The sequence below is a fragment of the Ensifer sp. LC11 genome, assembly GCF_001695835.1.
In the GTDB taxonomy this organism is placed as follows: domain Bacteria; phylum Pseudomonadota; class Alphaproteobacteria; order Rhizobiales; family Rhizobiaceae; genus Ensifer.
Genome location: NZ_MBSO01000034.1, coordinates 106,005 through 130,595, shown reverse-complemented (window position 1 = coordinate 130,595; position 24,591 = coordinate 106,005). Strand labels below are relative to the sequence as shown.

Below are 24,591 nucleotides of genomic sequence, written 5' to 3'. Positions count from 1 at the left end.
TGGGTGGCGAGAGGCTAGCCCGGTTCCATTATCTCCGGAAGCCCTAGACCATCGAGAATGTCACTTCGTCAGCTTGCAACTCCCGGTTATCGTGTGATTCGCTCGATTCGCTCGACAGGTCTCCAAGGGGTCGCCATGAAGTATTTGTTCGACAGCATACAGCTTCTGCCGTTTGAAATGCGCGATCCCAAGACGCGGAAGGCTGTGTTCCGTGAAGCGGGCAAAAGCTATACAAAATGGGAACGTGACCTGACCGACAGGCCAGGTGCTATCGCCCGACTGCTGGAAATGGCGTTCAGTGCTGGGGTGGCACATGCTGGCGAAGCCACTATGACAGACGTCGATACAGCGCCCGTCGTGGCAAGGATGCACGATATCGACGTGCCCGCGCTTTCGAGAGAGGTCTTCGAGGATTTCCGAGGATACCGAGTAGGCTCCAAATCGAGCGCCGCGCCACCTAAACTCGAAAACTATGCCTTAGCGCGTGAACCAGGATCGGGCGTTCCTGGTCGTAAGCGGCGGGACCGTTGGCTCGAGTGCGGTTCAAAGTCGGACCGGTCTCATTCGACGAAAGCGATCGGCCCCTTGCTGAAGCTCGGATTGTTCGAAGAAACCGCCCTGGAGTTTTCCGACGGGACCACGGCGGACGGTCTCGTTATCACTGAATGGGGGATCGAACTGCTGTTAACGGGAGCGACCGCAAAACCCGAACACAGGCAGGATGGAGGATCATCGACATACTCGACATATCTGGCCCTAAGCGAACATCGGCCGATACCTCGAACGGACGGGGCTATCACCGTGTGGGAACTGGACTCTCACGTTGCCGCCTTTGTCATCGATCATAGAGTCAACGGGATCGGACGGCCAGAACGGCTTGAAGGTGGCGCATGCGCAGAGGATATGGCCTATTTTCTGGAGGCCCTCGAGTATCCGGGCGCACCTACGCCGATCGAGATTTGGAAGCTGTTTCGACCCAATCCGGCGATTAAAACGCACATGTTTGACAGGCTGGTGAAAGAACTCCTGGATGAAGGCATCTTGTTGGCCGAAGACGAGGAACAACTGCTCATGTCGGAATGGGGATATGAACTGATCCGTACTGGCGAGACTGCGGCTCTTGATAAGAGAACCGACGGCGCGTCTTCGACGTACCGGGAATACCAAGCGATCCTAACGAGACATGCCAGATAGAAGGGGCCTCGGAGGCTGAGCTGCTTCCTCGTAACCGCCCCGCTCTAAATGCTTGGCGATGGTCGTTTTGCGGTAATGGCGAGAGGCCAGCCCGGAAACCAGGGTTCTTGAAGTGGACCCCCCACTCGACTTGGATGAGGCGGACCAAGAGTCTACATATCGTTGGCAACCACCAACGGAGGACGCTTTGCTTTCATTGACGGATTTCATTTCTTACCTGCCTGGGGTCAAGCCCCGCAAAGCGCGCGCACTGATCGTAAATGGCGATTTGCTTTCGAAAGACGAGCGTTGGGACATCTTCCCGAGAAGTGACAGCATTTTCGATATGGTGGACGTGGTCGGGCCAGATGCAGCCTCCGCCATCCTGAAGGCATATCGCGCGGGTGCGTTACCAATGAACCGTGGCGAAGTAGTGCGGGAGACTCCGCTGGCCGATCAGTATCTTGAAAACGCTGATGTCCTTAGGGCGAAGATAGCTGAACGCAGACGCAAGCAGGCTTGCGTGAATGACGTCTCCTTGGTCGAAGAGCGTGACTTACTAGATAACCGATTGCTCGACCGCATCTTCTGGAAACATGCCGGAAAGGGCGAGGCAACCCTTACGCTCGCTGGCATCGCCGTCACAAAATCCGTCCACGGATACCAAACAAACAGCGGCGAGAACACCGACTATGAGGTCTCGTTCCACTGGATTGGCTCCGATGGCGAGCGGCGCAGCTCTGGAACTGGCAAACCTCCGGCGGCCTTCAATCGCCGAAACGATGCCGATCGCAACTGGGGCCTGCACGAATAGAGCATCCCCCGCGATTGGTTCATGCTACTGGACTAGAGAAGATCGCCTAAATCACTGCAGGAGCACGATTTTTTCCAAGGGCCCGGTTGACTACCGGAAAATGTTCTTTATTTGTTCTGTCCATGATCACAACGAGCCGGCTCATACGAATACGTTGATCTCCCGTCGCGATGACCGCGACGGCGAACAACCATGTTTGCGTATGAGGTTGTCATGGGTACGGGCATTCAGTCGGCGTCAATTCACACGGCCGTCAATTCCACATCGATCCGCGTTTTCTATCCTTCGGCGACCGTTCGCTGCGACGGGGGCAAGGTCTTTCGTTCACAGGCGGCTCGAGACGTCGGGTGCCTGCTCGACGTCGATCCGTCGGTCGTCTCGTGGCGGTGCATGTCGACCGCGTTTGGAGACCTCTCGCATTCCGTCGATTTCGAGGTCGTCCATGATGATGGCCGGGTGATCCTCCTGGACGCCCATGATCGCGAACTTCCGCGTGATGTCGCCAGCTACGAAGACGCTGCCCGACTTCGGGGTGCGGAATACCGCCGCCTGTCGCGCGAAGACGTTCATGGCGGCTTCCGCCTCAAGAACGCCAAGGACCTCCTGCGCTACGGGAACTACACGGTTCCGCTTGGCGATCGCCTGCGTCTGCTGGGCGCTCTCGACGAACACGGATCGATGCCCATCGCCGAATGCCTGAACGCATTCCAGGAAACGAGGCCCGTCGCTGGCCTCGCTGCCATGATCCTCAATCGCTACCTCGAAGTCGACCTGGACGATGCGCCGTTAGGACCGGAGACGGTGGTCAGGCGCATAGCGCGGTGAACGGAAGTCCCCGCCCGATGTCCAGATCACGAAAGAGCCAGCAAATGTCTTCCAGTTCCTACACGCTGTTCAGACGCCCATCCCCGCCGAGCCTTGCCGTCGCAGCAGCCCGTTGCGCAGTTCGGCGTACCCTCAGACCCTTCCTGCGACGCCAGAACACCGCCTTCATCGCGATCCTGCAGGTCGCTGAAGGAACGAGCGACTACTATCGACGCGCCGCCTCGTCGCTAATCCGTGACCCCGTTCCTGTGGACGAGGACTGCAATGAGATCGCTATCGTCATGACACTTCCCGACGGACCAACCGATGCCCGGGCAATCTACGACCGTTTTCGCTACGGTCGGCAGATCGTCCTCGTGGCGGAGCGAATGGAAAACATTCCCTCGGAACTCAAGGCGGCCGCCGATGTCATCGCCGAAATTGCCCTACCATCCGCCGACCACTACATGGCGGCATCTCGGGTCGCCAAAGTGCGAGGGATGACGCCGGAAATCGCGGAGTTGCTGACGGAGTTCTCCTTTGACGCCATCGCGGCAAGCGTCCGTGGTACGAGGCCGTTACTGAGCGCGGTCCGCCAACTGAAGAAGTCGCTCGTCGAGGCCGCGAAGCCCGCGCCCGCGCCAGTGAAGCCTAAGGGACCGCGCCTTGAGGAAATGGCCGGCTATGGTGCAGCGAAAACCTGGGGCCTTCAGCTTGCCGATGACCTGCGCGCGTGGAAGGCAGGGGAGATCGCATGGGAAGACGTTGATCGCGGTGCGCTCTTGCACGGGCCTCCCGGTTGCGGGAAGACGACTTATGCCCAGGCGCTGGCGAACTCGTGTGAGGTCGATCTCGTGATCGCCTCCGCCGCGCGCTGGCAGGCGGCCGGCCATCTGGGCGACTACCTCAAGGCTATGCGCGCCGCCTTCGCGCAAGCCGCGAAGCAGTCGCCCTGCCTTCTCTTCGTGGACGAGTTCGATAGCTTCGGGGACAGGGAAGGGGACGACGACCATGCAAGGGATTATCGACGTCAGGTAATCAATGGGATGCTCGAATGTCTCGATCCTGCCGACGGGCGGGAAGGCGTCGTCGTCGTTGGTGCCACCAACAACCCGTCTGTCATTGACCGCGCCCTGCTTCGACCGGGAAGGCTTGAGACGCTGATCGAAATCCCGTTGCCTGATGGGGACGCCAGAATCGCAATCCTCCGACATCATCTGCGCGATCAGGCGTTCGGCGGTGATCTCGCCCGTTTCGTTCCAGCGACCAGGGGGTGGTCTGGCGCTGACATCGAGAAGCTTGCTCGCGACGTCAGACGGCTTTCGAGGCGTCGGAAGGTTGTCTTGTCGGAAGACCTCCTCTTCGAGGTGATGCCCAAGCGCTATGTCCTGAGCGAGAGCGAGCTGCGCCACACGGCGGTCCATGAAGCTGGTCACGCCATCGTGGCGGTCCTCCTTGCATGCGACACGCTCAGGCACGTTCACATCGATCGGGATGCGGCCATCGGGGTTGGCGCTCAGTCGGTTGGCATGACCGTCTTCGAACCCGAGGTCGGCCGGGTGAAGACGGCAAGCTACTACGACGACAGGATCGCTATGCTCTTGGGCGGCATCGCGGCCGAGACGTTGGTCTACGGCTGCCATGCAGACGGGGCAGGCGGTGCTCCGTCGTCGGACCTCGTTTTGGCAAGCGATATCGCAACGAGGCTTGAGCGTCACTTCGGGTTTGGCGAGGTGCTGTCTGTCGAACTTGGCACGGGGAGTCGCCCTCTCGAATATCTCCGTGATCAGGACCCGGACCTGCGCAGTCTCGTCGATGCAAGGCTAAAGGCCCAGTTAGACCGAGCGAAGGTGCTTCTTTCGGAGCGTCGCGAGGAACTCGATCAACTTACCCAAGCACTGGTCGAGAAGGGCCACGTCATCGGCGACGACGTTCGGGCGCTCGTCGCCGTGACGTCGGGGAAAACGAATCCGCATCCGTCAGGACGTGACGGCTAGCGGTCAGGCTCCGCTCCTTGCTCGAGAGAGGGGCGGAGCCGCTCATGAATTGCCTGCAACCTGCTAGCGCCGCTCTCCAGAGGCGTTATCGGCTAAGGGCTTACGGAGTTGCGTCTGATTGATGCCAGCCTTGATTTTGACCCGACGGCCGAGCGGCTTGAAGCCGATCTCGTCCAAAGCAGAGCCGAGCGAGGTTTCCTTTGCGGACTTTGGTTTACGGCGTGACTGCCGCGCCATCGATGCCTCCTCTAATTTGGATTAGGAGCACCTTGGGCTCCGCGCGCCTATCCGGCAAGACAGAAAGCCTGTTCGTCGAAGCAAATCCGATCGGCTTCAGGTGTTCAATCGTTGTATCGGGGTCAGAAAGATGACCCTTGGAGTTCAGGAAGGTGCCCAACATGAAACTCTGGATCGTCTCCGATTTGCATTTGGAATTCGGCCAACCGTTCATTCAGCTGCCGCCTCCTGACGCCGACGTCCTGGTCTGCGCTGGGGACCTTTTGACGCGCGGTATTGTCCCGAGCATCGAATGGTTGGCGACCAACATCCCTTCCTCGATGCCCGTGGTTTTCGTCGCAGGGAACCATGAATACTATCGAGCCGCCCTGCAGGAGAGCGTTCGCGATGCGCGGTTGCTGCGTGATCGCTACCCAAACATCCATTTTGTCGAAAACGAGACGGTGGATATCGGAGACGTCAGGTTTGTCGGGGCAACCCTGTGGACCGACTTCCGCCTCAATGGCGGCGATCCCGAGTTGGCTATGGCCGCCGCCCAGAGCGGTATGAATGACTACAAAAAGATCAAGCTTTCCAAACTTCCCTACAGAAAGTTCGCGCCGATCCACGCCTATCGAAAACACCACGAGTCCAGAGCATTCCTCAAATCCGCGCTGGCGGAGTCCTCGGCGCGGAAGACTGTCGCCCTAAGCCATCACGCTCCGTCGCCCAGATCAATTCCACCCGAGTTCCAGGGTGATCCGCTATCTGCCTGCTACGCCTCCGATCTGGAGGACCTGCTCGTCGAGGGGCAGCCTGCGCTGTGGGTGCATGGTCATGTCCACAAGAGGGTCGATTACCGTGCCGGGAAGACGAAAGTGCTGGCCAATCCGCGCGGCTATCCAGGAGAGAGGACAGGCTTCGATCCGCAACTCGTCATCGAAATCTAGGTCATAGTGATACCGCCCGAGTTACCTCGCGGCAGAGTTGAGCTGCGTGTTCGACGAACCTATATGCAGGGGACCCTATCTCCAGAATACGGCACTTCATGACCCTCGAGGAATTCACGGCGCAACTGAACGGCTCCACCTTCTGGAAGGAGTTCACGTTCTCCCAGAACCAATTTTCGCCGCGACCTGGCGACGAAAGGGAGTTGGCCGACAATGTTGTCTGGCTCGGAGAAACTGCATTCGTCATCCAGATGAAGGAGCGCGAGCAGTCGTCCGACGACCCGGAGGTCGAACGACGCTGGTTCAAGAACAAGGTCCGCGGGAAGGCGATTAGCCAGATCAAGGATTCGATCGGCTTTCTTCGGGAACAGGAAAGCATCTCGATCACCAACGGACGAGGCCGTCGCTATGAGATTCGCGGGGCTGACATCCGGCACCTTGAGAAGATCGTCCTCTACGCCGCAGGCCCATCGTTGCCTGAGGAATGCAGGTCTGTCCGCTATCACGTCAGCGAAACAGCGGGCTTCATCCACGTCTTCGAGCGGAACGACTACAGCTTGGTCGTCGAGACGCTTGCGGTTCCCGAGGAAATCCGCCGCTACCTTGAATACCGCCAAAAGGCGCTTCTCGCGCTCACCGAGGCGAAGGTGGCGGTTGTTGAGGCTGATGTCTTGGCAGCTTACCTTTCCGATGAAGAGCTTCCGTCGCCATCATCACACAAAGCGCTAGATCGCTTGGTGGACGACGCCGAGCAGTCCGACCTTTCTCCGATTATGAACCGTCTCGTCGATCACATTCAAAAGCCTGACAACAGCGGCGACTACTCCCGCATCCTGCTTGAGTTCGCGAAGCTTCCGAGGTCGGCGTGGAGAGCTGCCAAGCAAAGGCTGGACTTGTCGATCGAAGCCGCCAAGGGCGGGCGGTTCGAACAACCCTACAGGTTCTATTTCCCGGCCACGGATTGCAGTTTCATGTTTTCGCCTTTCCCTCCTGGGAGACCGACGACAGGACCTGAAGGGGAACTGGCAAGGAGCACGGGTCTCCAGAGCCTGACTGCAGCCGCAAAGTACATGAGCGAGGCCAGCCGGGGTATCGGGGCCCTCGTTTCGAAGGATGGTGAGTTCCTGCATCTGGACTGGTGCTTGATTGCCGAACCCTGGGAACGCGATCCCGAGTTCGATGCCCTTTTGGCGTCGAACAACCCGTTTCGCGATGTGAGGGAGAAGCGGATAGACGGATTTTACTTCGTCAACCAGTAGGTCAATCGAGGGGAAACATGCAGGACATCGTTATTCGGCAGGCCACTGCACATGACGCGATCGTCTTGCTTTGATGTTGTGGTTACCCCGTCTCCGCAATCCGCCAATAATTGAGCGCGATACGGACGTCCCCACGTGGATAATATTGTCCCGCTTCGACCAGGTCGCGACGGATCGCTGCCAGCCTTCGATCTGCGTCTGCCTTGATTTCTTCTGAAAATGATATGGTGCCAAGCGGGCGCTTCTGCTCGCCCTGCCGCGGCCAGCTATCGGGCCACGCTGACCAGTCGCTCCACGCATCAAGGTCCTTATTGGTGGCTTCCAGAGTCTCGTGATCGCACTGCCAGCCGTAAAGGTTGCGCGCACAAAGTCGCAGCATTGCTTTAACCTCGGGCATAGTATCGGTAAATGCCTTCAGCGGAGTTGGCAAAAGGACCATGTTGGCGATGCAAGAGTAAAAGCGGTGATCCGCGACCACGTCGTTTGTCTTCTGATATTTGGCATCGTCGACGCCCCATAGATGGCAGCACGACCAATTCGGCCGGTTCTTCTTGCGAAGACCGAGCGCTCTAGTCAGCGCCTCATTCGCGTTGATGTTCCCTTCGAACTTGTGAACCTGGACCTTGCTGGCCCGATTGGTGTTTATGCGCGGCTCAGACCAGTTCGCATTGTAGAACAGCTTCCGTCTCGCATGCTCCGGGTACCACACTGGCAAATATCGGAATGTCTCCGGGGCAACCCACCTGGCCGTCCGCTCCACCAGCGAGGCTATTTCTCTGAGTCCAATCTCCGCCCTCAGCGCCTCCAAGCCGTCATCAATCACGTAGTAGTTCCCTTTCAAACAGCATTGTCATGATCCCGCCCATTCTGCTCATCGCGATGGCGTTTACAAATCGAAGGACGCCAGGATCGGACAAGGACCTGACTTGCCCGTGGCGCATTCCCCGACGAGGCGTTGCAATGCTGCTCGCGCGCGCTGGAGTTCGGCGATCCTGGTGTCCAGGGCGTCGATGCGACTCTTCGCGAGGTTTCGCGCTCTCTCCCTGTCTTGTCCGGTATCCAGATCGAGAAGCTCCTTGATCTCCTCAAGCGTGAAACCAGCCGTCTGCGCCTGCCTGATAAACAACAGCCGGCGCACGTCCTCGTCACCGTAGCGGCGCACACCCTCGGACCGTCGGGGCGTGTCCAGCAACCCCCGCCGCTGATAGTAGCGGATCGTCTCTACGCCGACATTTCCGGCAGCTGCAAGTTTTCCAATTGTCATCTGCATGGGCTCTTGACTCCGTACCATGGTACGGAACGTATGGTCTTACCAACGGTTTCACAAGATTGAAGGAGACGTGAAATGTTGGACAAGCCGAACCGGGAATATCTGTCAAAGAAGGCGGTACTCTATCGGATGGTGATGGGCGAGCATACGTGCCCCTATGGCCTGAAGGCAAAGGACTTGCTGAAGCGGTCGGGCTATGAAGTCGAGGACCGACACCTGACGACCCGCGAGGAGACAGACGCCTTCAAGGCACAGCACGGAGTGGCGACGACACCGCAAGTGTTCATCGGCGAACAAAGGGTCGGAGGATACGACGAGCTTCGCAGGTTCCTCGGCAAGCCCATCGCGGACCCCAAGGCCACGAGCTATCGCCCCGTCGTCGTCCTCTTCGCTTTGACCGCCCTGATGGCAACGGCCGCCAGCTACGCGGTTGACGGCAGCCCGTTCACACTGCGTGCGGCTGAATGGTTCATCGCCTTCTCGATGGTCGTCCTTGCCCTGCTGAAGCTCCAGAACGTCGAAGGCTTCGCAACCATGTTCCTGAACTATACTTGCTGGCGAAGCGCTGGGTTCCGTACAGCTACATCTACCCCTATGCCGAGGGCCTGGCCGGAGCTCTGATGATCGCGGGAGCACTGAACTGGCTGTCGGTTCCGGTTGCGCTCTTCATCGGCACGGTCGGAGCCGCATCCGTCTTCAAGGCAGTCTACATCGACAAGAGGGAGCTGAAGTGCGCTTGTGTCGGCGGGTCTAGCAACGTTCCGCTCGGCTTCATCTCGCTCACGGAAAACCTGATGATGATTGCCATGGCCATCTGGATGGCGGCAGCTTCGCTCGGCATCACTGTCGGGCACGCCATGTAAGTCTCCCAGCGCTCAACACCGATCGGTGCTACTCCACACGAGGAAGCAGTACCGATCGGTAGGATGTCCCGCTGCCGCCCATCAACCTCGCTGGCGGTGGCATTGCATTGTCAGAAACATGCCTCTAGTCTTCGATCCAGTCGTCAGGCGGACCGGACGACTAAGAAGATGAGGCAGCCGAAACTGCCCGAAGAACCTCCAAGCGGTATCCAAGCCGCCCGCCATTTTTCCTTGTGAACCGAGCAAGCGTCGTTTCTGGCGCGGCTCATGGCTGTTTGGAGATGACAATGAAGTATGCCCTCGTAGAAGGAATCCGTCTGGAGGCGACGACAGGCGTTCGCGGAACTTGCCCCGGATGCTCCTTGCCCATGATCCCCAAGTGCGGTCTCAAACGACTGCACCACTGGGCTCATAGGAGCACCATCGCCTGTGACCATTGGTGGGAGCCGGAAACCGAATGGCATCGCGGCTGGAAGAACCTGTTTCCCGCGGAGTGGCAGGAGATCAGGCATATCGCGTCCAACGGCGATATACACATAGCCGATGTCAAAACGGCGAGCGGCACGGTGCTTGAGTTCCAGTACTCGGCTATCACCCCCGAGGAGAGGGCGGCTCGCGAGGCGTTCTACGGTCGCATGGTGTGGATCGTGAACGGCAATCGGCTTAAACGCGATTTGCCGTCATTCCACGAGGCGCTGAACTATGCTCCATCGGCCGAAACGAAAGCACGCGCATGGCTTCTCTCGGATCAGACCTCGGCGATCATCGCGCGTTGGAGAGGAGGCAGTCACCCCGTGTTCCTGGATTTTGGTGATGCGGATTTTTTGTCGCCTTGGCTGCCTTCCACGGGATTACTTTGGTGGCTGACCTACATTCCCCGCGGTCGGGTCATCGCGACGCCTGTCCACCGCCAGAGTGTCGTCGACCACTTCCTCTCGGGCGCACCCATACGTGGTTTTGCCAAGCCCACGCCACCTCCGTCTCGTCGGTTTGCATTGCCAGGTTTCGAGGCATATCGCGCGAGGAATGATGGCCGTCGGTGGAGGTTCTGACCACAGTTCTCGTTGGATCGTCGCCTGTGTGACAAATCACGTGACGCCGTGACCGAAACCCAGCACGACCGGGATCATGAACAACGATAGCTGCGGCATCGCCCTTACTTGAGAGAAGGGCGATGCCGTTTACGTGGCTATCAACTAAGCTTCGGCCAATTTGTCCGAAATCTCTTGGATAACTTTCCTGATTTCCGAGTGGCTTCCGGTGTCGTGAAGACCGCTGTAGGTCGCGGACGTGCCGTTCCAGATGCTTCCTTTCGCAACAAGCATCACCTGGCCGTTGAAAAGCCGCACCACGTTGCGCGCGGTGTCCGGAATATCTTCTTCATAGACACTTCCGCGTTCAACGTAGTCGCCACCTCCAAGATCGAGCAATTCTTCTTGCCGCCGGCCACGAGCACGCTCGGTTCTTTCCTCATCACGCGCGACAGCAGGCGGCAAGTCACCAAGCTCCAGCATCAGGAAAGACTGGGCCGGATCGGAAGAGAGCCGCTCCAGAACCAGGCGACGGGGTTTAGCGATGATTGCGGAACCGGTGAAGACCTGGAATTCGATGCAACCGCGTTCGACACTCTTTCTGACAGACAAGAAGTCGAAACCGCCACCAGTCGGTAGATGGGCGTGGTTTTTGTTTGAGCCCATAAAAGGAGACATAACACGGACAATATCGTCGATGTCGTCCCAAGAAATTGTCGCATCGCCGTCGGATGCAAACTGATTGATTGTGTCCACCCACAGGGAGCGGGCGCGAGTGTGAAAGTCGCTAGAATTCATAGCTGCTGATGTCCTTGCATTTGGCGGGGGCGCAGGCTCATTCGCACGCGAAAGGCTGCGCTTGGCGTGGAGAAAAGTCTGGTAGCCGGCGATGCGGGCTGCCTCATCAAGCGCAGCTGTGTGCTTCAACGACTTCTCGGACGCTATCCGCTTTGCAAGTCTCTTAATTCCGTCGATGGACGAAGGACGAACCTTTGGGGTCGGCATGCCGATTCTCCAGCTCCAACGAGTGTCGCCCGCTCCACTCCCGAGCCCGAACCAGACATGGACGGGGTAGGGTTCATTTCGACAGTGCCGCTAGCAGCTTTGCGTTGACGGGCGTCAGGCTCCTGTCATGAGCCTCCACCAAAATAGTGTCCTCAGTTCGCTTCTACAAGTGCCCTGACCACGACGTACGCGACCGCGTGTTCTACTTCCGATCGAAAACCCTGTTGAAACAATCCGGAAGGCCGTTCAGGCGCTATCCGTCTGTCTGACCAGTTGGTATTGGATTCGGCACGAGGTCTCCCCTCGCATACGCGCTGTAGGAACTGCGGCGTAAGAGCGAATGTATCTACAATATCGTGCGCGCCACGTATGCCTGAATGCACATGGCGTGATTGGAGGGAGACCTCGTGCCACACCCCTTGCGCGTTTTCGGCGGCGTCAGCTTCCGCGTCCGCATACCTTCGGAGATGACGGACCTCACCACGTTTTTAGGCCACCTTTGTCTGTCCGAAGCCGAGCTGCGCAAGATTTGGTGGTTCCGGGGGCGGATGTACAAAGACTTTCCCCTTCTTTCGAAGTCCGGGAAACCCAGAATTATCAGCGCGCCTGATCGGCGGCTGAAAATGCTACAGAGGACGATCGCGCTACTTCTCGATCAAATCTACTCGCCCAGAAATCCAGTCCATGGATTTGTCCCGGATCGATCCGTCAGGACTAACGCGACCTCACACCTGAAAAGCAAGTTCGTCGTAAATTTGGATGTCGAACGCTTCTTTCCGTCCATTTCTGAAAACCGTGTTGCGGGTCTTCTGAAGGCCATCGGGGTCGACGAGTCCGTCGCGGTCGTGGTTGCCCGTCTGTGCACCAACCAGGGGGTCCTGCCGCAAGGTGCGCCGACCAGCCCGGTCTTGTCGAACATGGTTTGCTTCAAACTCGACAAGGAACTTCAGGCGATCGCCAAGGCGGCACATTGCATCTACACACGGTATGCCGACGACATCACCTTTTCGAGCTATCAGCCACCTGGAGGCCTGTTCGCTGAAGGCGTTCCTCCGACAGGCAATTTTGTCCCGGACCTGCTCTCGCAGAGGCTGATCGGGGCGTTCACGAACAACGGGTTCAAGCTCAACCCGAGCAAATCGCACTACGGCGACAAGCACAGCCGCCGGATAGTGACCGGGCTCAAAATCAATTCCGGTTTGAACGTTGACAGGCGTTTTGTCCGGAACATCAGGAGCACTCTGTATTCGATCGAGACCCTGGGCGCAGATACCGCGCAGAAGAAATTCGAAGTCGAATACGGAGGGAAGTGCCGCCTTAGCCAACACCTGAAAGGTGAGATTTCATGGCTTGGAAGCGTAAAGGGGCAATCCGACCCAATCTTCCGTGCGATCGCTGCCCGCTTTAATTCCTCTTTTCCTACGCAGCCCATCAAGGTTTCACCGACCCGCGCGCAAATCAGGAGTCGAGCCGTATGGGTGATCGAACACTTCGAGGGCAAATTTGCCCAGGGAAGTGCTTTCTTTTTGAAAGACGTGGGTTTGGTTACCGCCGCTCACTGTATTGAGGAGGCGCTTGGACAAGAGATCGATGTCTATCATCCCTCGAAGCCATCGAATGTTTTCAAGGCACGGGTCAGACAGCATCACACCGTCCGCGACCTTGCGATCTTGGACCACGAGATTCCTGCTCACGAATTCTTCGAGCTCGAAATGGCGACTAGAGCGCCGTCACTCGGAGACGCGCTGACGGCGGTCGGATATCCAGGTTATGGACCCGGGGACAGTTTGAATGTTCGTTCAGGCCACATCAGCAGCTTCGCGGTAAAGAGTGCGGTTCCGCTTATCGAGGTCACACAAAAGCTAACCCAGGGGATGTCAGGAGGGCCAGTCCTTGATGAAGACGACAAGGTAGCTGGTGTCATTCACAAGGGCGGCCCCGAAGAAGGCAGGGACTTCGCAGTTCATATAGATGCTTTGACAGCTTGGCTCGATGGGCGCTAACCCGCGCGCATAGGGGCATGCGAACCGCCAAGCGTTGAAATTCCCGCGTAGCTGAAGGATTTTCGAGACTCTTTTCCTCGACGCATCCAGGGCATCTTCCGAGCATCGAAAGGAGATTGCTCGATGAACGTATCAGATATCATTGAAAAGATTGCACAGTTGCCTGAGCGCCGGACGGATGTGCCGACGCCACCTCCGGTGGAGGTCGTTGCTTTCGTCGTGCGGTGGTCACGGAACCTGAAAAATTGGAAGGTATCGACGCTTGCCGACTTCGCTCGGGTCTCGATCTCCACTGTCGAAAGGGTGGAGCGCGGAGATAGGGTAAGCGAAGAGGCCCTCGATAGGATCGCGGTCGCGCTCGGTTACGAAAAGGGGGCATATCACGCACCCCGGATACCGCTCGGACCAGAGAAGGCGTTTGAAAGCCTTGTCGAGACCTACGGCCATCTCGAAGAGGTTGCGGTCTCTCCTATGAAAACCCACCGTGCAATCCGGGAAGCCGCCAAATGCGATGGCATCCTCCTACACAGGCCGGATGTCCCGCAAACGTATGATGAAGACATCGCCAACCTTGCCGAATACCTGGACCTCGCATCCTTCGTTTTAGCTGATTGGATTGAGAACTCCTTCGACGACGAACCGCGCCGGCGCAAGTTGTATAACGACATCCTGGACCACATCAGGGGGATGGAGAGGCGAGGGCTGACCGTACTCAGCGGCGTTATGCCTGCGCCGCAGCCGACGCTTCCAAACTGGAAGGTCGCAGTCGTTTCGGTCACACCGAAGCTTACCGACCCGGGCGCAATCAAACGAAGCCATGTGTACGTCGATAAGCGAAACGTCTCTCTGCCTATGGCTGGCGAACCTTGAAAACGGGATCAGCCCAACACCGCAGTGACTTCGTCGCGCGCTACGCTGTCCGGGTTTCAAAGGGCGCTCTCCAGAAATGGATCGAGCGCCCTTTGTGTTTTGTGGCCGACTATGAACACACCCGCCTAATCCCGGTGCTGAGTCACGCTCCTATTCAGCTCTTAGGACGACGTATGTCGGCCACACTCCCTTTCTCGCTAGCATCGGATTGGCTTTCTGCATCGACGTCGCTTGTGCGAACGGCGTCTGCGTGAAGTCATGCAGTGTGCGGTTGTCCCGGACTGTTGGAGTCCAAGCACCGAAGCCTTGGTCAAAAATCACAGTGGCCGCGCGCCCATCGGTAAACGTCAACTCCATGAATCGACCATGACCGCAGTCGCCGAGGCTGACTTGGACGTCAATGTTCTTCAGACGACCATATTCTGCTTGCACCGAGGAAACCAAGTGGCCGTCGGGCCAGTCGTTCGGGATGTGCTTTGGAGGTGAAAGTGGCACTTTCGGCGGCGCGGTCGTGATTTTTAAGATGGGCGCGGTCGAGGACTTGAACAATGCCGCTGCCGTGTCGATAAGCAGTTTTGACACTAACGGAGAGCGTACATACGGGTCCTTATATTCAATCCGTGATATCGCGGTGTCCGCTTCAAATCCGAGGTTCGCTAGATTGGTGCGGATCAGCCCTGCCATGCCTGTTCCGAAGAGGCTCATCGCACGATCCAGATTCTTCTCGATGAGAAGCACCTTCGCAGTAGATTGCGGGAGAAGCTCCGAAGGGGAAATCGGGTTTGTCGGCACCGTGTCTTGGATGGTCCCCCTGAAGATAGAGCCTTCCACTGGCTGCCCCCACGTGATGCCAGGATAGCGAGATGAAGCGCTATGTGTCGCCCAAGCTATTGTCTCGCCATTCCCGCTGACGGTCGCAAGAACACTCGCGCCGTTTGAGCATATCGGTATCTCGCCGATATGGATCGCGAACCTGTCGTCCACGGATAGTCTGTGTCCCAGCGCCTGAAGAACGAGCTTCGATGCCTGATCGGCTCGTGCGACCATCTTGGGTGGCACCACGACAGCGATCCGATATCCACGGTATGACCAGGTGCTCAGTTCTTGCATAATCGACCACGAAGGTATCTGCCCGAGATCGGCATCCTCGGGTATGTAAATTCTCAGAAGCGGATCATTGCGACGTTTAAGTTCGCGATCGACTTCGTCGGTGACCACGATCGAGAGAACCGTGTCATCAGAGAAACGGTCTCTGACTTCGACCGCAGCACCAAAGCTCAGATGGCCGCGAACGAACGCGAGGGCTGAAGTCCTGTCCAATTCTCCGTCCTCGAACGGAGCGTCCGAGGTAAGAACGCAGGCTGCGCAGCCGTTAACACACCCTGGACTGCTGCAATCTAGGATTCCCTCCGCATCCTTGAGTACCATCGCAATGTTGTAGCCCATCGCAATCGAGAATCCAGCGCCGCCGGCGTTCTTGTCAAAGACGAGCAGAGAATTGCAGTCACCACCAAGTTCGTTCTTGGAGCGATGCACGGAATAACCCATTTCGTCTGCTTCCACGCCTAGCGAGCGTGCAAGAGCTTCACGCATGGCGATAACCAATGCGGTCGCCGCCGCTTTAGAAATTCGAGTTGAAGGCTGCAGCTCGAAGACGTCAGTCGTGATCTCGTAACCGAGGGCGAGATTCCGTTTGATTTTCCACTTTTTCTCGACACCTTCGCAGATGATGTCGCCGTCGGCTGCTTTCCGTCTCAGCGGGCGGTGTCCATCCAGAGGGGATAACGAACGGGCATCGTCGGAATTGCCGGCGGGATCAAGCTCGGGTTCGGCGCGACCGCAGTGCAAACATACCGCGTAACCATTCCTGGTCGGTCCGGCGTTCGAATAGTACACGGTGCCTTCGCCGCTCCCGCGGTAGCGCCCCAAAGATGGGATAGGGAGCGCGATCCAGGGTTGCTCTGCGATGGACACGATGGGTTCCTCGGGCGCAACGTATGTGATCCGATCGGTATCTGCGTGTTCCTTTTTCCAGAAGTCGACAGCAAATCCGCTGGGCCGTAGGTATTCGACGCTGAGTACCTGCGCGCCACATTCGCGGCACACACGCACATCCTGGAGGGTGGTCTCGGCCGCTCCGCATTGCGAGCAGCACCAGTGTCGGCGAATGCTTTGGACCTCTCTGACCTTTTCTTCGGTCGCAGGTCGTTTCCAATTGAGTAGAACTCCGGCCGAGCGGTGCACGAGGCCGTCCAGGACGACTTCCGAACCGGGGGCATAGTCGCGTATCGCTAGGTCTAGGGATCGTTGGGGGCCGGACAGCCTCGCGTGTCTGCGACCGTCTAGCGACGGGTCATCTTGCTTTGGCTTCTTCGACCTGTGAGGTATGAACGTGACAACGTTCGTCGGGAAACCATGTCCCGGTAGGAAACCTCTGTCAGCGAGAGCGCTAAGGAGGAATTCGCCGCAAAGCCTCTGGAGTTCGAGCGACATTCGAGCTCGGCCAGCTTCCTTCATGTTCTCGCTTTCGTCGCGTGCAAGTTGACGAAGGCCTTCCCATTCGTGAACAAAAACCTCTTCCACCTCCAGCATTGCCGTCCGGCAATCCTCTACGAGCGTGTTGTCCTGCTCCAACACGGACCGAGCCACTAGCGTCTTCAAGTCCGCGGTCGTCGCACGGATGGTACTTGGGTCTTCCAGCCATTGAAGGAATTGCGATACCGGGGGACTTTCGACCCGACCTTCAAGCAGTTTGATCGGGCAACCCATCAGCGAGCCGATTGTCAGCTTCAGAGTGTCGCCGCCCCTGGTCAGCATGTATTGGCGGAGAAGATATGCATTGACGTGCCGCTGGACGATTGGCCGGCTGTTTAAGGCGACCTTGGGAGGTGACATTGCTCGATCGAGGTATGCCAAGGGGTTTCCAAAGGCTTCGCGATCTAGGGGGCGGTCCCGGCAGAACGTGAATGCCATTGAGAACGGCTGCCTACGCCGCCCTGCGCGGCCTACTCTCTGGCGATAGTTCGCGATAGACGGCGGAACGTTCGTCATCATCACCGTGGAAACGGAGCCGATGTCCACGCCCATTTCCATCGTCGTGGAGCAGTTTAGGATGTTTATCCGACCATCCTTGAAATCCGTCTCGTATTGTCGGAGACGCTGGCTTTCCTGTTGCGCGGAGTGTTCGGCGGACCGGGCGTAGTCGACGAAGAGCGCAATGCGCTCGGAGATGTTGACCCAAATGCCCGCCTTCTTGAGATCGGCGACCCGTCCGTCGGTGTTCAGCCAGTCCGAGACTTTTGATTTGGCTGATGCTGGATCGTCGGACGCGATGAGCTGGATTGGAATCTCCGGCATCCTGAGCGGAGTGGCATCCGAAACCGCCGAATTGATGCGAACGTAGGGAGTGAGGCCGAAAGGTGCGATCTCTATTGCCTTGCGAGTGATCGGGCATCGGAAGGCGTCGGTCACAGGCGCGACGACCGCCTTTGAGAAGTCGAGCGCGGGATTGTCACGGTCGGCGTTCAACACCTGTTGGAGCTGATCCCACGCCATCTGAAGGCAATCCTGCATGTCGTCACGATCGCTTGGGTCGGCGATGTCGAGCTTCAGGCCCATGATGAGGAGGGTCTGCGGCGTGGACAGGCTCGACAGGTTCCGAGGAACCCTGGGCCAAATCACATAACGCTTGTCGCCTCCGCTGGAGCGCCCCGGGCCGAGAAGCGGCCGCAACTTAATCTGAGGTGCGATCCAGCGCATCGTGCGACGATCTACATCCACCGCCGATTTCGCGCGTATGAAGTGATTGATGATGGCGGTCAGGAAATAACGCCAGTCATTTATCGTTTTCCCGCGGCGTGTGAACGCTGGCGGCATGGAAGCAACGCGCTCCACAGACGGGAACTTGAGGCATGCCAGTGCCAGGGTCTCAAGCGAATTCGCGCGCCGCGGGCGTCTGAACAGCTCGCGCAACAACAGGAACTCCGCCAGTTTGTGCGCATCACCGAAGCGATCTGGGTCGCGGGGTTCCCAGACCTCCTTCATCCAGAATTCGACCTCTGGTCTCCTCGCGAGGCGATCAATGAGTTCGTTCCAGTTGACGCCGATCACCCTTTCGCTTGTGAGCTTCGCCAATTGGTCGCGTTGTCCGTCCATTAAGAGCTGTAGTCCCGGGTTCGTGCCAACCAAGGGTTCGAGTTGCGCGATAACCGCGCGAACGTTTGCTACCTCGGGAGTGTCCTCGTCGGCCGCAAGCGCGCCTTGCACTGCATGGTAGATGAACGACCGCACGAAATTTCGCTCGGACTCCGCTTGGAACTTCGCCGACATCCGGGCTGTTCCCTGGCGGCTGTCAGTGAATGAAATGAGCCCCCTCCCAGAGGAGGGCAATGTGCGTTCGCTGTTGGGCTTCGGATCGACAGCTTCAAGCAGTATTGGTGCGGCCGCCGTGACCATGAACGGCGCGCCGAAACGTACAGGTCGGAGCAGATTGTCGATGCCGCGCAGCGCATTGACGCCACAGCAAGGGCAGACGCCGTCGGCGACCGACTTTTCCTCGTACCTCAAGGTCACGGAGGCGGCAGTCGAACCCGCCAGCACGCTCCAATCCTTGGTGGATAGGGAGATGGGACGGGAGGATTTTGAAGGGGTTGCGGCGAACAGGATGGTCTGCTTTGCCATGTATTTGTTCTGGGCAATCGACGCGTCGCCGTCCTCCTGGTCTTCGTCCTCGTCGCCCTCGGCGTCCAGTTCTCCGTCGCGCTCGGCCTCATACTGGAACTCGTCTCGCTCCAATCCCCGAGGGGACGGGCGCAATTTACCAGCCGACCTGTCTTCTTCCGCCTCCAGCATTGGCTCTCCGCACTCGGTACAGCTGATCAGCTCGACCACGGGAGAACCGCATGTGTCGCAGTTCTCGAATTTACTGGGAAACAACTTCCCAAACGGCCATCCCGATGGTGAGGCTACGCAGTTTGGATTCACGCATCCCCAGATGCCGGGGATTGCTCGCTCGAAGCTGTGCACCCTCATTGGCGCGAGGCGCTCCGGTTCCCCGGTCTCAGGATGCGATTTTTCAGCGGCGGCCAGCAGAGACATAAAGTCTTCGGTTTCGATACCGACGGACCTCGCGACCGTTGCCAGCGCCGTTAGCGGTTGCGGTTTTTCCTTGAGCGTTCTGATAAATTCCCAGACCTGTTTCTTTCCTCCGAAAAAATCGTAGAGCTCGGCGGGAGTCGCTGCCGATGGATCGATCTGCATGTCGGCTTTGGCATTCGGACGATGGGGTAGGGCGCGGTCACCCTTGATCACATGCACTTGGTCGTCAGGTATGCCCGCGACCTCGGCCAGAAACTGTCGAAGCTTGTCATCGGTGTCCCGGTCATCTCCGATCGTTGCCGAGGTAGCCACGAAATGAACGTTCTCGGGGGCGGTGTTGAATGCGAGCAGGACACGTCGGATGAGCAGCGCTGTTTCGGCAGCGGCAGCACCGACCAGCGAATGTGCCTCGTCCAATACGATCCACCGCAGTTTCCCGTTTGACTTCTCGATGATCGGTTGGTCTTCAGCTCGAGCCAGCATGTACTCGAGCATTGTAATGTTCGTCACCAATATTGGGGCTGGTGAAGAGCGAAGCTGATGTCTGTCGATTTGGCGTTCGGGCGAAGCCTTGCGTTCGCTCTCTGGGAGAGCCGGCTGCGGAAGATCGCCGTTGTAGAGGCAGTACCGGACGCGGCCCTTCAGGGGACTTGTCCACGCGGACAAACGCGCCCGCTGACTTTCGATGAGGGCGTTCAGCGGGTACAGCATGATCGCCTGGACGCCCTCCAATGTTGACGAGTTGCCCTCGGTCTGCCTGATGAGGTCACTGAGGATCGGAAAAAGAAAGCACTCCGTTTTTCCTGAGCCAGTCCCCGACGTAACGAGCACCGATTGCGGGGTTCCGGGCTGCGCAAGTTTGTTCCAGGACTGCAGCTGATGCCTGAAGGGTTTTCTGGATTTTGGAAACCGATATTCGTCTTCCTCATCGAGGCCGTCCAGGATCGACACGAGTTGCGGACGGAGCACATCTGGCGGGACTTCAGCCATACTTTCGGCGGCTGTAATGAAAGGGTGCGCTCCTTCGATGACGGGGTCTTGAATGAGAGAGCCGTCCCCGGTCCGCTCGCTACCGAGCATGGAACGCAGTTGCTGGTTCAGGGCCTCGTTATTGGTACCAAGCTGCGCCACGACGGCGTCTACGGATCGACGTCTGATGTCGGCCAGGGTTTCAAAGGGTTTCATATTTTGGTCCTGAAGAAATTGAAGAAATGGGGATAGGCCTCGGAGACGAACGCACCGTTCTCGTGAAGCGCGGCCCGAAGCGGGACTTCGAGATCGCGGTCGATGATCGCAAGCCCGCACGCGCTCGCAGCAAGAAGGACGGGCCCGTAAAGCGCGTCAAAGTCTCCAAGACTGAAGCGGTGACTTATGCCATTGGGAACGGTAAGCCCGAGTTCGGACACACGACGGGCGAGGGGAGCTGCCCGAACGACGCTGCTCGAGTCTTCGGTTTCCCGCGACCGCTGGTCTTTGATGAAGTCTTCGATAATGTTCTCTAGCGGCTTGGTGCGGGGCGTGAGGGGAAAGTCGAGCGCTGAGAAGATCGCCGCGAGAGAGGGCTCGATGTCGACCAGGCTTGCGAGTTTATCCCGGAAGTACTTAACCAAGATTTCGAGTCGAAACTCGTCAGTGCCCGGAACCTGCGCCAGCGCATTTTCTATCGTGCTCCGCTCAAAGTCGAGTGCGCATTTCCAGCACTCAAGGGGGATACCAAGCCAGATGAACGGCAACTGTCCCTGCAATCCCCACACCGCTACACGGCTTTTGTCGTCAGCTGCCCCCAGCAGCAACCGAACCAAGGTCTTAGGATGATGCGGGAGGTTCTTGAGGCCTTCGAACGCGGTCGGCGGCAGGCCGTCAAGGTTTCCGACTAGCGACCTGATGTAGGCTAGGTCCTCAATTGCGTTCGGATCACACCAGAGCTTTCCCAGCCGCTCCGCGATTGCCGTTTGAAGTTCACTGTAATTCCTCAGGCAGAGCGCAGTTCGCAACGACCCCGAAGGAAACGCAGGTACCTCCGCAGCCCCAATGAGGAGCAGTGGCCGGGTCAGTATGTCAGGCCCGTCGCGCAGGTAAACTAGGCAGGGACCATACACATCTTCAGGCAGACGGAATCGATCAGGTTGGAAATGGTCCAGCGTGCGCTCGACCTCTGGGGCGAGGACAGGACGGCAGACCGCGACGCCCACGGTGGAAAATATGACGGCTCCTTGTTCTTGCCTCGGGCGATCCCAACGATACCTCGCAAGTCGGATGGGCAGCCGGGAATCGCCAACGAAATGCATATCGAGCTTGACATCCTGATGCTCGACGCTTGCCATGATCTGTTCGATCGTCGACTTGAGCGTGGAGATCGCAAACTCTCCGTCCACCTCAACTGAGATATCCTGCGACTTGGAACCCTTGCGCGAGATCACCAGGACCGATTTGTGAGAGGAAATCGCCCGCGAGCCGCGAAGAGATGCCAGGTCCATTTGCTGCCCGGCATCAACCACCTCGCCATCACCGTTCACGATAACTGAATCGCGGGCGGCAACCGGGACCAGGATCGGGATCGGTTTGCCCTCGGGAGGCTCCAATAGTGCCGGTAGACGGTAGTTTGGTTTGCCGCTGAATTCGATAAGAATGTTGCCAGCATCGTTCCGCGAAACGGCGTTCGCGACATTGGAAAGTGCGAGCTGCCACCCGGGGAGCTCGGCCAGCGATATCCGCCCGGTCGTTGGCGTCTTCAAGAGGCCTTTGACCGACGCTCCAGCCGGAACAACAGCGATGCGCCGCTTTTCTATGTAAATATTGGATTTCGGGTCGCGCCACGAAAGTTCGATCATGCCGACGTCAGGAATTTCTCCCCGGGGCAGCGTCCTCCAAGGTCCTCCGGATTGCCTGACGAACAATTCATCCCGTTCGATCGGGCGGGGCGCTCCATTCCTGGTGATAACCAGCCTGACGGGCGCTTCCATGACGTCGAAATCGCCGGCGGCGCTTATCCCCGGCGAGGAACGTGAGGTCAGCTCGATCGTTTCGTCGCGCTCTTCACTCCCCGCTTGAATGCGATATCGACCACCTTCGGTGACCACAGCCTCAGATAAGTAACAGGTCCCAGTCACCTCGATCAGTTTTCGATCAGCCACCCGCCACGTCCGTCCGACGGCTTCGTCGCTGCCTTCTATTGTCCATGCCGCAGGCACCAATACGAACAGCTTCTTGGACGGAAGGCTCGATGACCCCGTTTTGACCAGTCGAAGTAGGGTGGGGGTTTCCGACGGGTCTACTTCATCGAAAACGAGAACGTCGGACGTAGCTCGCTGGCCGTTTGGCCAATCGAACGCATGAACACTGTTGTTAGCCGTGATGTTCACGCTGACGGTCGCTGAAAGTGGGAACCCGACTATCATTCGGCTCAGATCAGCCAAAGGGCGGACCCGCCAGGACTGCTGGTCGTCGGACGGCGGCTCGAACAAAGCCAACTGGCTGGGAAGATAGTCGGCCAAAATACCGGATGGTGTTGCGCGCCACCGAGTCGCCGTTGATACACCGGGGAGCCGACCAATCGGAATGTCCCCTGTTGCCTTTATCCGAAGTGCAGGCTGCCACACCCCACCTTCTAAGCTAAGGAACCTTTCGCATCCAAGGCCATGGCTCGAGAAGGCTTCGATCTTCTCCGCGATTAGCCCCGTGAGGAGAACCCGAGCCGCCGAGTCCGCGCCTGTCGGGAGGTAGACCGGGATGGAGTCCTTCCAGGTTGGGTACTTGGCGTCCAAAAAGGAAACAGGATCGATCCCGGCGATAGCCTCGCTTTCCACAACGGTTCGCCATTTGGCGACTTCGGCTGCCAGCTCCGCGCAGAGGTCGACAAACGCATCGTTCCGATAGCTGAGCTTAATCCTATAGGACTCGTCATGGGCATAGCCACGCACCGCGGCGACCTCGTGCCCCGCCAGCGCGAAACGAAGCAGGTGCCTCAGATAGTCCCTAAGCCACCCCGCACCTTCATCCGCAATGACCTTGACGGGAACACCGCCCTCTAGCGCCAATGAAAGGAGGTACTCATTCGTGCCGTTGATCTCCAGAAGCGGGCGTCGCCAGAATCTGAGTCCATTTTCGGCCATCTCTCTCTTCTGGTTTCCATGAATGGCCGGAAAGATATCGGGTGCCAATGCGTCCCATTTCCTGAAGGTCGACGTTGCCTCCCGTCGGAACCACTCAGCGCAGAATGCTGCAAAGACCCCGCAGGCGGTCCGCTGGTCAGGTATCAGCTTCCGCCTGGCAGCGAGACCTCGGAGCACCACCCCAGCTTCGCTGAATTCCGTATCGGTCATCCGGTAACGGTGGAACGGCTGACCGTTAGGCGTCTTCAGGTTCCTCCTGTTAAGGAACGCCGTCGTCCAGAAACTGGCTGGATCGCCCGGGACAGAGGCGGGGGCGGACACGCCGCGTAGCTCGCGAAGTCTCTTGACTACCAGCAATTGAAGCTCGTTCGCCGCATCAGAGTACCGCTTTTTCAAGACGTCATTGAGCCGTTCGAGAGTCCAAAGATGATGGTAGGACCGCTCGAATTCTTTGCGGAGGCCATCGTCATCGAGGCTGTTTAAATGCACGGCAGTCCCCACCCAGCGATTCGAACATCATTGTCATTTAAAGTTGAGTTCGCTTCAATGATCACACTTTGAGGATGGCCTGAAAATCGGCCGGCTTCAACGAGGCCGAATTGCAGATCAGGACGTTAACGGCTTCCGCCTATTCCGAGGGATAACGACTCCGAAAGGGAGGCAGACTGCCTTCCTTGCCCCTTCAAAAACTCCGTTCGCCATCAACTGGCTAGGCCTCAAAGGTGGGCCTGCACAGTGAGGCACTGAAGTCCCAGTTTGATGAGGACTGTTGCCATGTCACCTTCCCACGCTGTCCATGCGAGGCGTCGCGGGGAACCTTTGATTTCTGGCCGTCAAAGCCAAGGGTTGGATCGATCCGCTGAGCAGAAGGTTCACGTACTTCCATTACTCGTTCGATCCGAATTCGTGCCGGATAACCGTCCTCGAAAACCCTCGCGACACTGACAATCCTGCGAAGATACGTGTCAGCGCCTTGGGACCGTCCTCAACGGAATTTGTTCCAGCTTGGCAGCGCGAAATCGGCATTCGTCCGATCACGCTGGTGCAAGGTGCGGCCGCTAGGGTAGGAAATGGGATCGACCTCAGGTAGTAACGTGGTGTCGGTGGAATGTGGCGAAGCGATATGT

Annotated in this window: 15 protein-coding genes and 1 pseudogene; 10 read left to right on the top strand and 6 right to left on the bottom strand. The window is 58.1% G+C overall.

Annotation, left to right across the window (positions count from 1 at the left end; genetic code table 11):
- Positions 1-135: 135 nt before the first annotated feature.
- The 4 genes from BBX50_RS21895 to BBX50_RS21880 all read left to right on the top strand — a co-directional run bounded on the left by BBX50_RS21895 (position 136) and on the right by BBX50_RS21880 (position 4,788).
- Entirely contained in the window at positions 136-1,194 is a 1,059-nt protein-coding gene (locus tag BBX50_RS21895) for a hypothetical protein (RefSeq protein WP_065788371.1), read from the top strand.
- 187 nt (positions 1,195-1,381) lie between these two features.
- Positions 1,382-1,987 (top strand): hypothetical protein, encoded by a 606-nt coding sequence (locus tag BBX50_RS21890; RefSeq protein ID WP_065777422.1) that lies wholly within the window; start codon positions 1,382-1,384, stop codon positions 1,985-1,987.
- A gap of 213 nt (positions 1,988-2,200) precedes the next feature.
- Positions 2,201-2,812, top strand: coding sequence for a hypothetical protein (locus tag BBX50_RS21885; RefSeq protein ID WP_065777421.1), 612 nt, complete (start codon positions 2,201-2,203; stop codon positions 2,810-2,812).
- 44 nt (positions 2,813-2,856) lie between these two features.
- A complete protein-coding gene (locus tag BBX50_RS21880; RefSeq protein WP_244513091.1) occupies positions 2,857-4,788 on the top strand; it encodes an AAA family ATPase in 1,932 nt (643 codons plus the stop codon).
- Between the two features lie 63 nt (positions 4,789-4,851).
- On the opposite strand, the gene BBX50_RS30315 is transcribed toward BBX50_RS21880, so the two are convergent.
- The gene (locus tag BBX50_RS30315) at positions 4,852-5,025 is read right to left on the bottom strand and encodes a hypothetical protein (protein WP_161952202.1); all 174 of its coding nucleotides are present in this window, start codon (positions 5,023-5,025) and stop codon (positions 4,852-4,854) included.
- 161 nt (positions 5,026-5,186) lie between these two features.
- Here BBX50_RS30315 and BBX50_RS21870 point away from each other — a divergent pair, with 161 nt between their 5' ends.
- Entirely contained in the window at positions 5,187-5,954 is a 768-nt protein-coding gene (locus tag BBX50_RS21870) for a metallophosphoesterase (RefSeq protein ID WP_065777419.1), read from the top strand.
- 98 nt (positions 5,955-6,052) lie between these two features.
- Complete coding sequence (locus tag BBX50_RS30310) at positions 6,053-7,213, top strand: hypothetical protein (protein ID WP_065777418.1); 1,161 nt, start codon at positions 6,053-6,055, stop codon at positions 7,211-7,213.
- An 82-nt stretch (positions 7,214-7,295) separates the two neighbouring features.
- On the opposite strand, the gene BBX50_RS21860 is transcribed toward BBX50_RS30310, so the two are convergent.
- Positions 7,296-8,036 carry a hypothetical protein gene (locus tag BBX50_RS21860; protein ID WP_065777417.1) on the bottom strand — a complete coding sequence of 247 codons (741 nt, stop codon included), beginning with the start codon at positions 8,034-8,036 and terminating at the stop codon, positions 7,296-7,298.
- A 63-nt stretch (positions 8,037-8,099) separates the two neighbouring features.
- Positions 8,100-8,504, bottom strand: a complete 405-nt coding sequence (locus tag BBX50_RS21855) for a MerR family transcriptional regulator (protein WP_201723508.1) — start codon at positions 8,502-8,504, stop codon at positions 8,100-8,102.
- 54 nt (positions 8,505-8,558) lie between these two features.
- Between BBX50_RS21855 and BBX50_RS21850 the strand changes: the two are divergent.
- A pseudogene (locus BBX50_RS21850) lies at positions 8,559-9,346 on the top strand (glutaredoxin).
- Between the two features lie 287 nt (positions 9,347-9,633).
- Entirely contained in the window at positions 9,634-10,398 is a 765-nt protein-coding gene (locus tag BBX50_RS21845; protein ID WP_065777415.1) for a competence protein CoiA family protein, read from the top strand.
- 144 nt (positions 10,399-10,542) lie between these two features.
- Here BBX50_RS21845 and BBX50_RS21840 read toward each other — a convergent pair whose 3' ends face one another.
- A complete protein-coding gene (locus BBX50_RS21840; RefSeq protein WP_065777414.1) occupies positions 10,543-11,382 on the bottom strand; it encodes a hypothetical protein in 840 nt (279 codons plus the stop codon).
- Positions 11,383-11,849: 467 nt separating this feature from the next.
- Between BBX50_RS21840 and BBX50_RS21835 the strand changes: the two genes are divergently transcribed.
- Positions 11,850-13,385, top strand: coding sequence for a reverse transcriptase domain-containing protein (locus BBX50_RS21835; protein ID WP_065777536.1), 1,536 nt, complete (start codon positions 11,850-11,852; stop codon positions 13,383-13,385).
- Positions 13,386-13,508: 123 nt separating this feature from the next.
- Positions 13,509-14,255 (top strand): helix-turn-helix transcriptional regulator, encoded by a 747-nt coding sequence (locus tag BBX50_RS21830; RefSeq protein WP_065777413.1) that lies wholly within the window; start codon positions 13,509-13,511, stop codon positions 14,253-14,255.
- Between the two features lie 150 nt (positions 14,256-14,405).
- On the opposite strand, the gene BBX50_RS21825 is transcribed toward BBX50_RS21830, so the two are convergent.
- Positions 14,406-20,537: a DEAD/DEAH box helicase gene (locus BBX50_RS21825; RefSeq protein ID WP_065777412.1), complete on the bottom strand. Its 6,132-nt coding sequence runs from the start codon at positions 20,535-20,537 to the stop codon at positions 14,406-14,408.
- The gene (locus BBX50_RS21820) at positions 20,534-23,953 is read right to left on the bottom strand and encodes an STY4851/ECs_5259 family protein (RefSeq protein ID WP_244513090.1); all 3,420 of its coding nucleotides are present in this window, start codon (positions 23,951-23,953) and stop codon (positions 20,534-20,536) included. Before BBX50_RS21820 ends, BBX50_RS21825 begins: the two co-directional genes overlap by 4 nt.
- Between the last annotated feature and the right edge of the window lie 638 nt (positions 23,954-24,591).

Bases quoted from the DNA above. Each gene is read 5' to 3' on its own strand.
- BBX50_RS21895 (WP_065788371.1), top strand. From the start codon at position 136: ATGAAGTATTTGTTCGACAGCATACAGCTTCTGCCGTTTGAAATGCGC.
- BBX50_RS21885 (WP_065777421.1), top strand. From the start codon at position 2,201: ATGGGTACGGGCATTCAGTCGGCGTCAATTCACACGGCCGTCAATTCC.
- BBX50_RS21880 (WP_244513091.1), top strand. From the start codon at position 2,857: ATGTCTTCCAGTTCCTACACGCTGTTCAGACGCCCATCCCCGCCGAGC.
- BBX50_RS30315 (WP_161952202.1), bottom strand. From the start codon at position 5,025: ATGGCGCGGCAGTCACGCCGTAAACCAAAGTCCGCAAAGGAAACCTCG.
- BBX50_RS21870 (WP_065777419.1), top strand. From the start codon at position 5,187: ATGAAACTCTGGATCGTCTCCGATTTGCATTTGGAATTCGGCCAACCG.
- BBX50_RS30310 (WP_065777418.1), top strand. From the start codon at position 6,053: ATGACCCTCGAGGAATTCACGGCGCAACTGAACGGCTCCACCTTCTGG.
- BBX50_RS21855 (WP_201723508.1), bottom strand. From the start codon at position 8,504: ATGGTACGGAGTCAAGAGCCCATGCAGATGACAATTGGAAAACTTGCA.
- BBX50_RS21845 (WP_065777415.1), top strand. From the start codon at position 9,634: ATGAAGTATGCCCTCGTAGAAGGAATCCGTCTGGAGGCGACGACAGGC.
- BBX50_RS21840 (WP_065777414.1), bottom strand. From the start codon at position 11,382: ATGCCGACCCCAAAGGTTCGTCCTTCGTCCATCGACGGAATTAAGAGA.
- BBX50_RS21835 (WP_065777536.1), top strand. From the start codon at position 11,850: ATGACGGACCTCACCACGTTTTTAGGCCACCTTTGTCTGTCCGAAGCC.
- BBX50_RS21830 (WP_065777413.1), top strand. From the start codon at position 13,509: ATGAACGTATCAGATATCATTGAAAAGATTGCACAGTTGCCTGAGCGC.
- BBX50_RS21825 (WP_065777412.1), bottom strand. From the start codon at position 20,537: ATGAAACCCTTTGAAACCCTGGCCGACATCAGACGTCGATCCGTAGAC.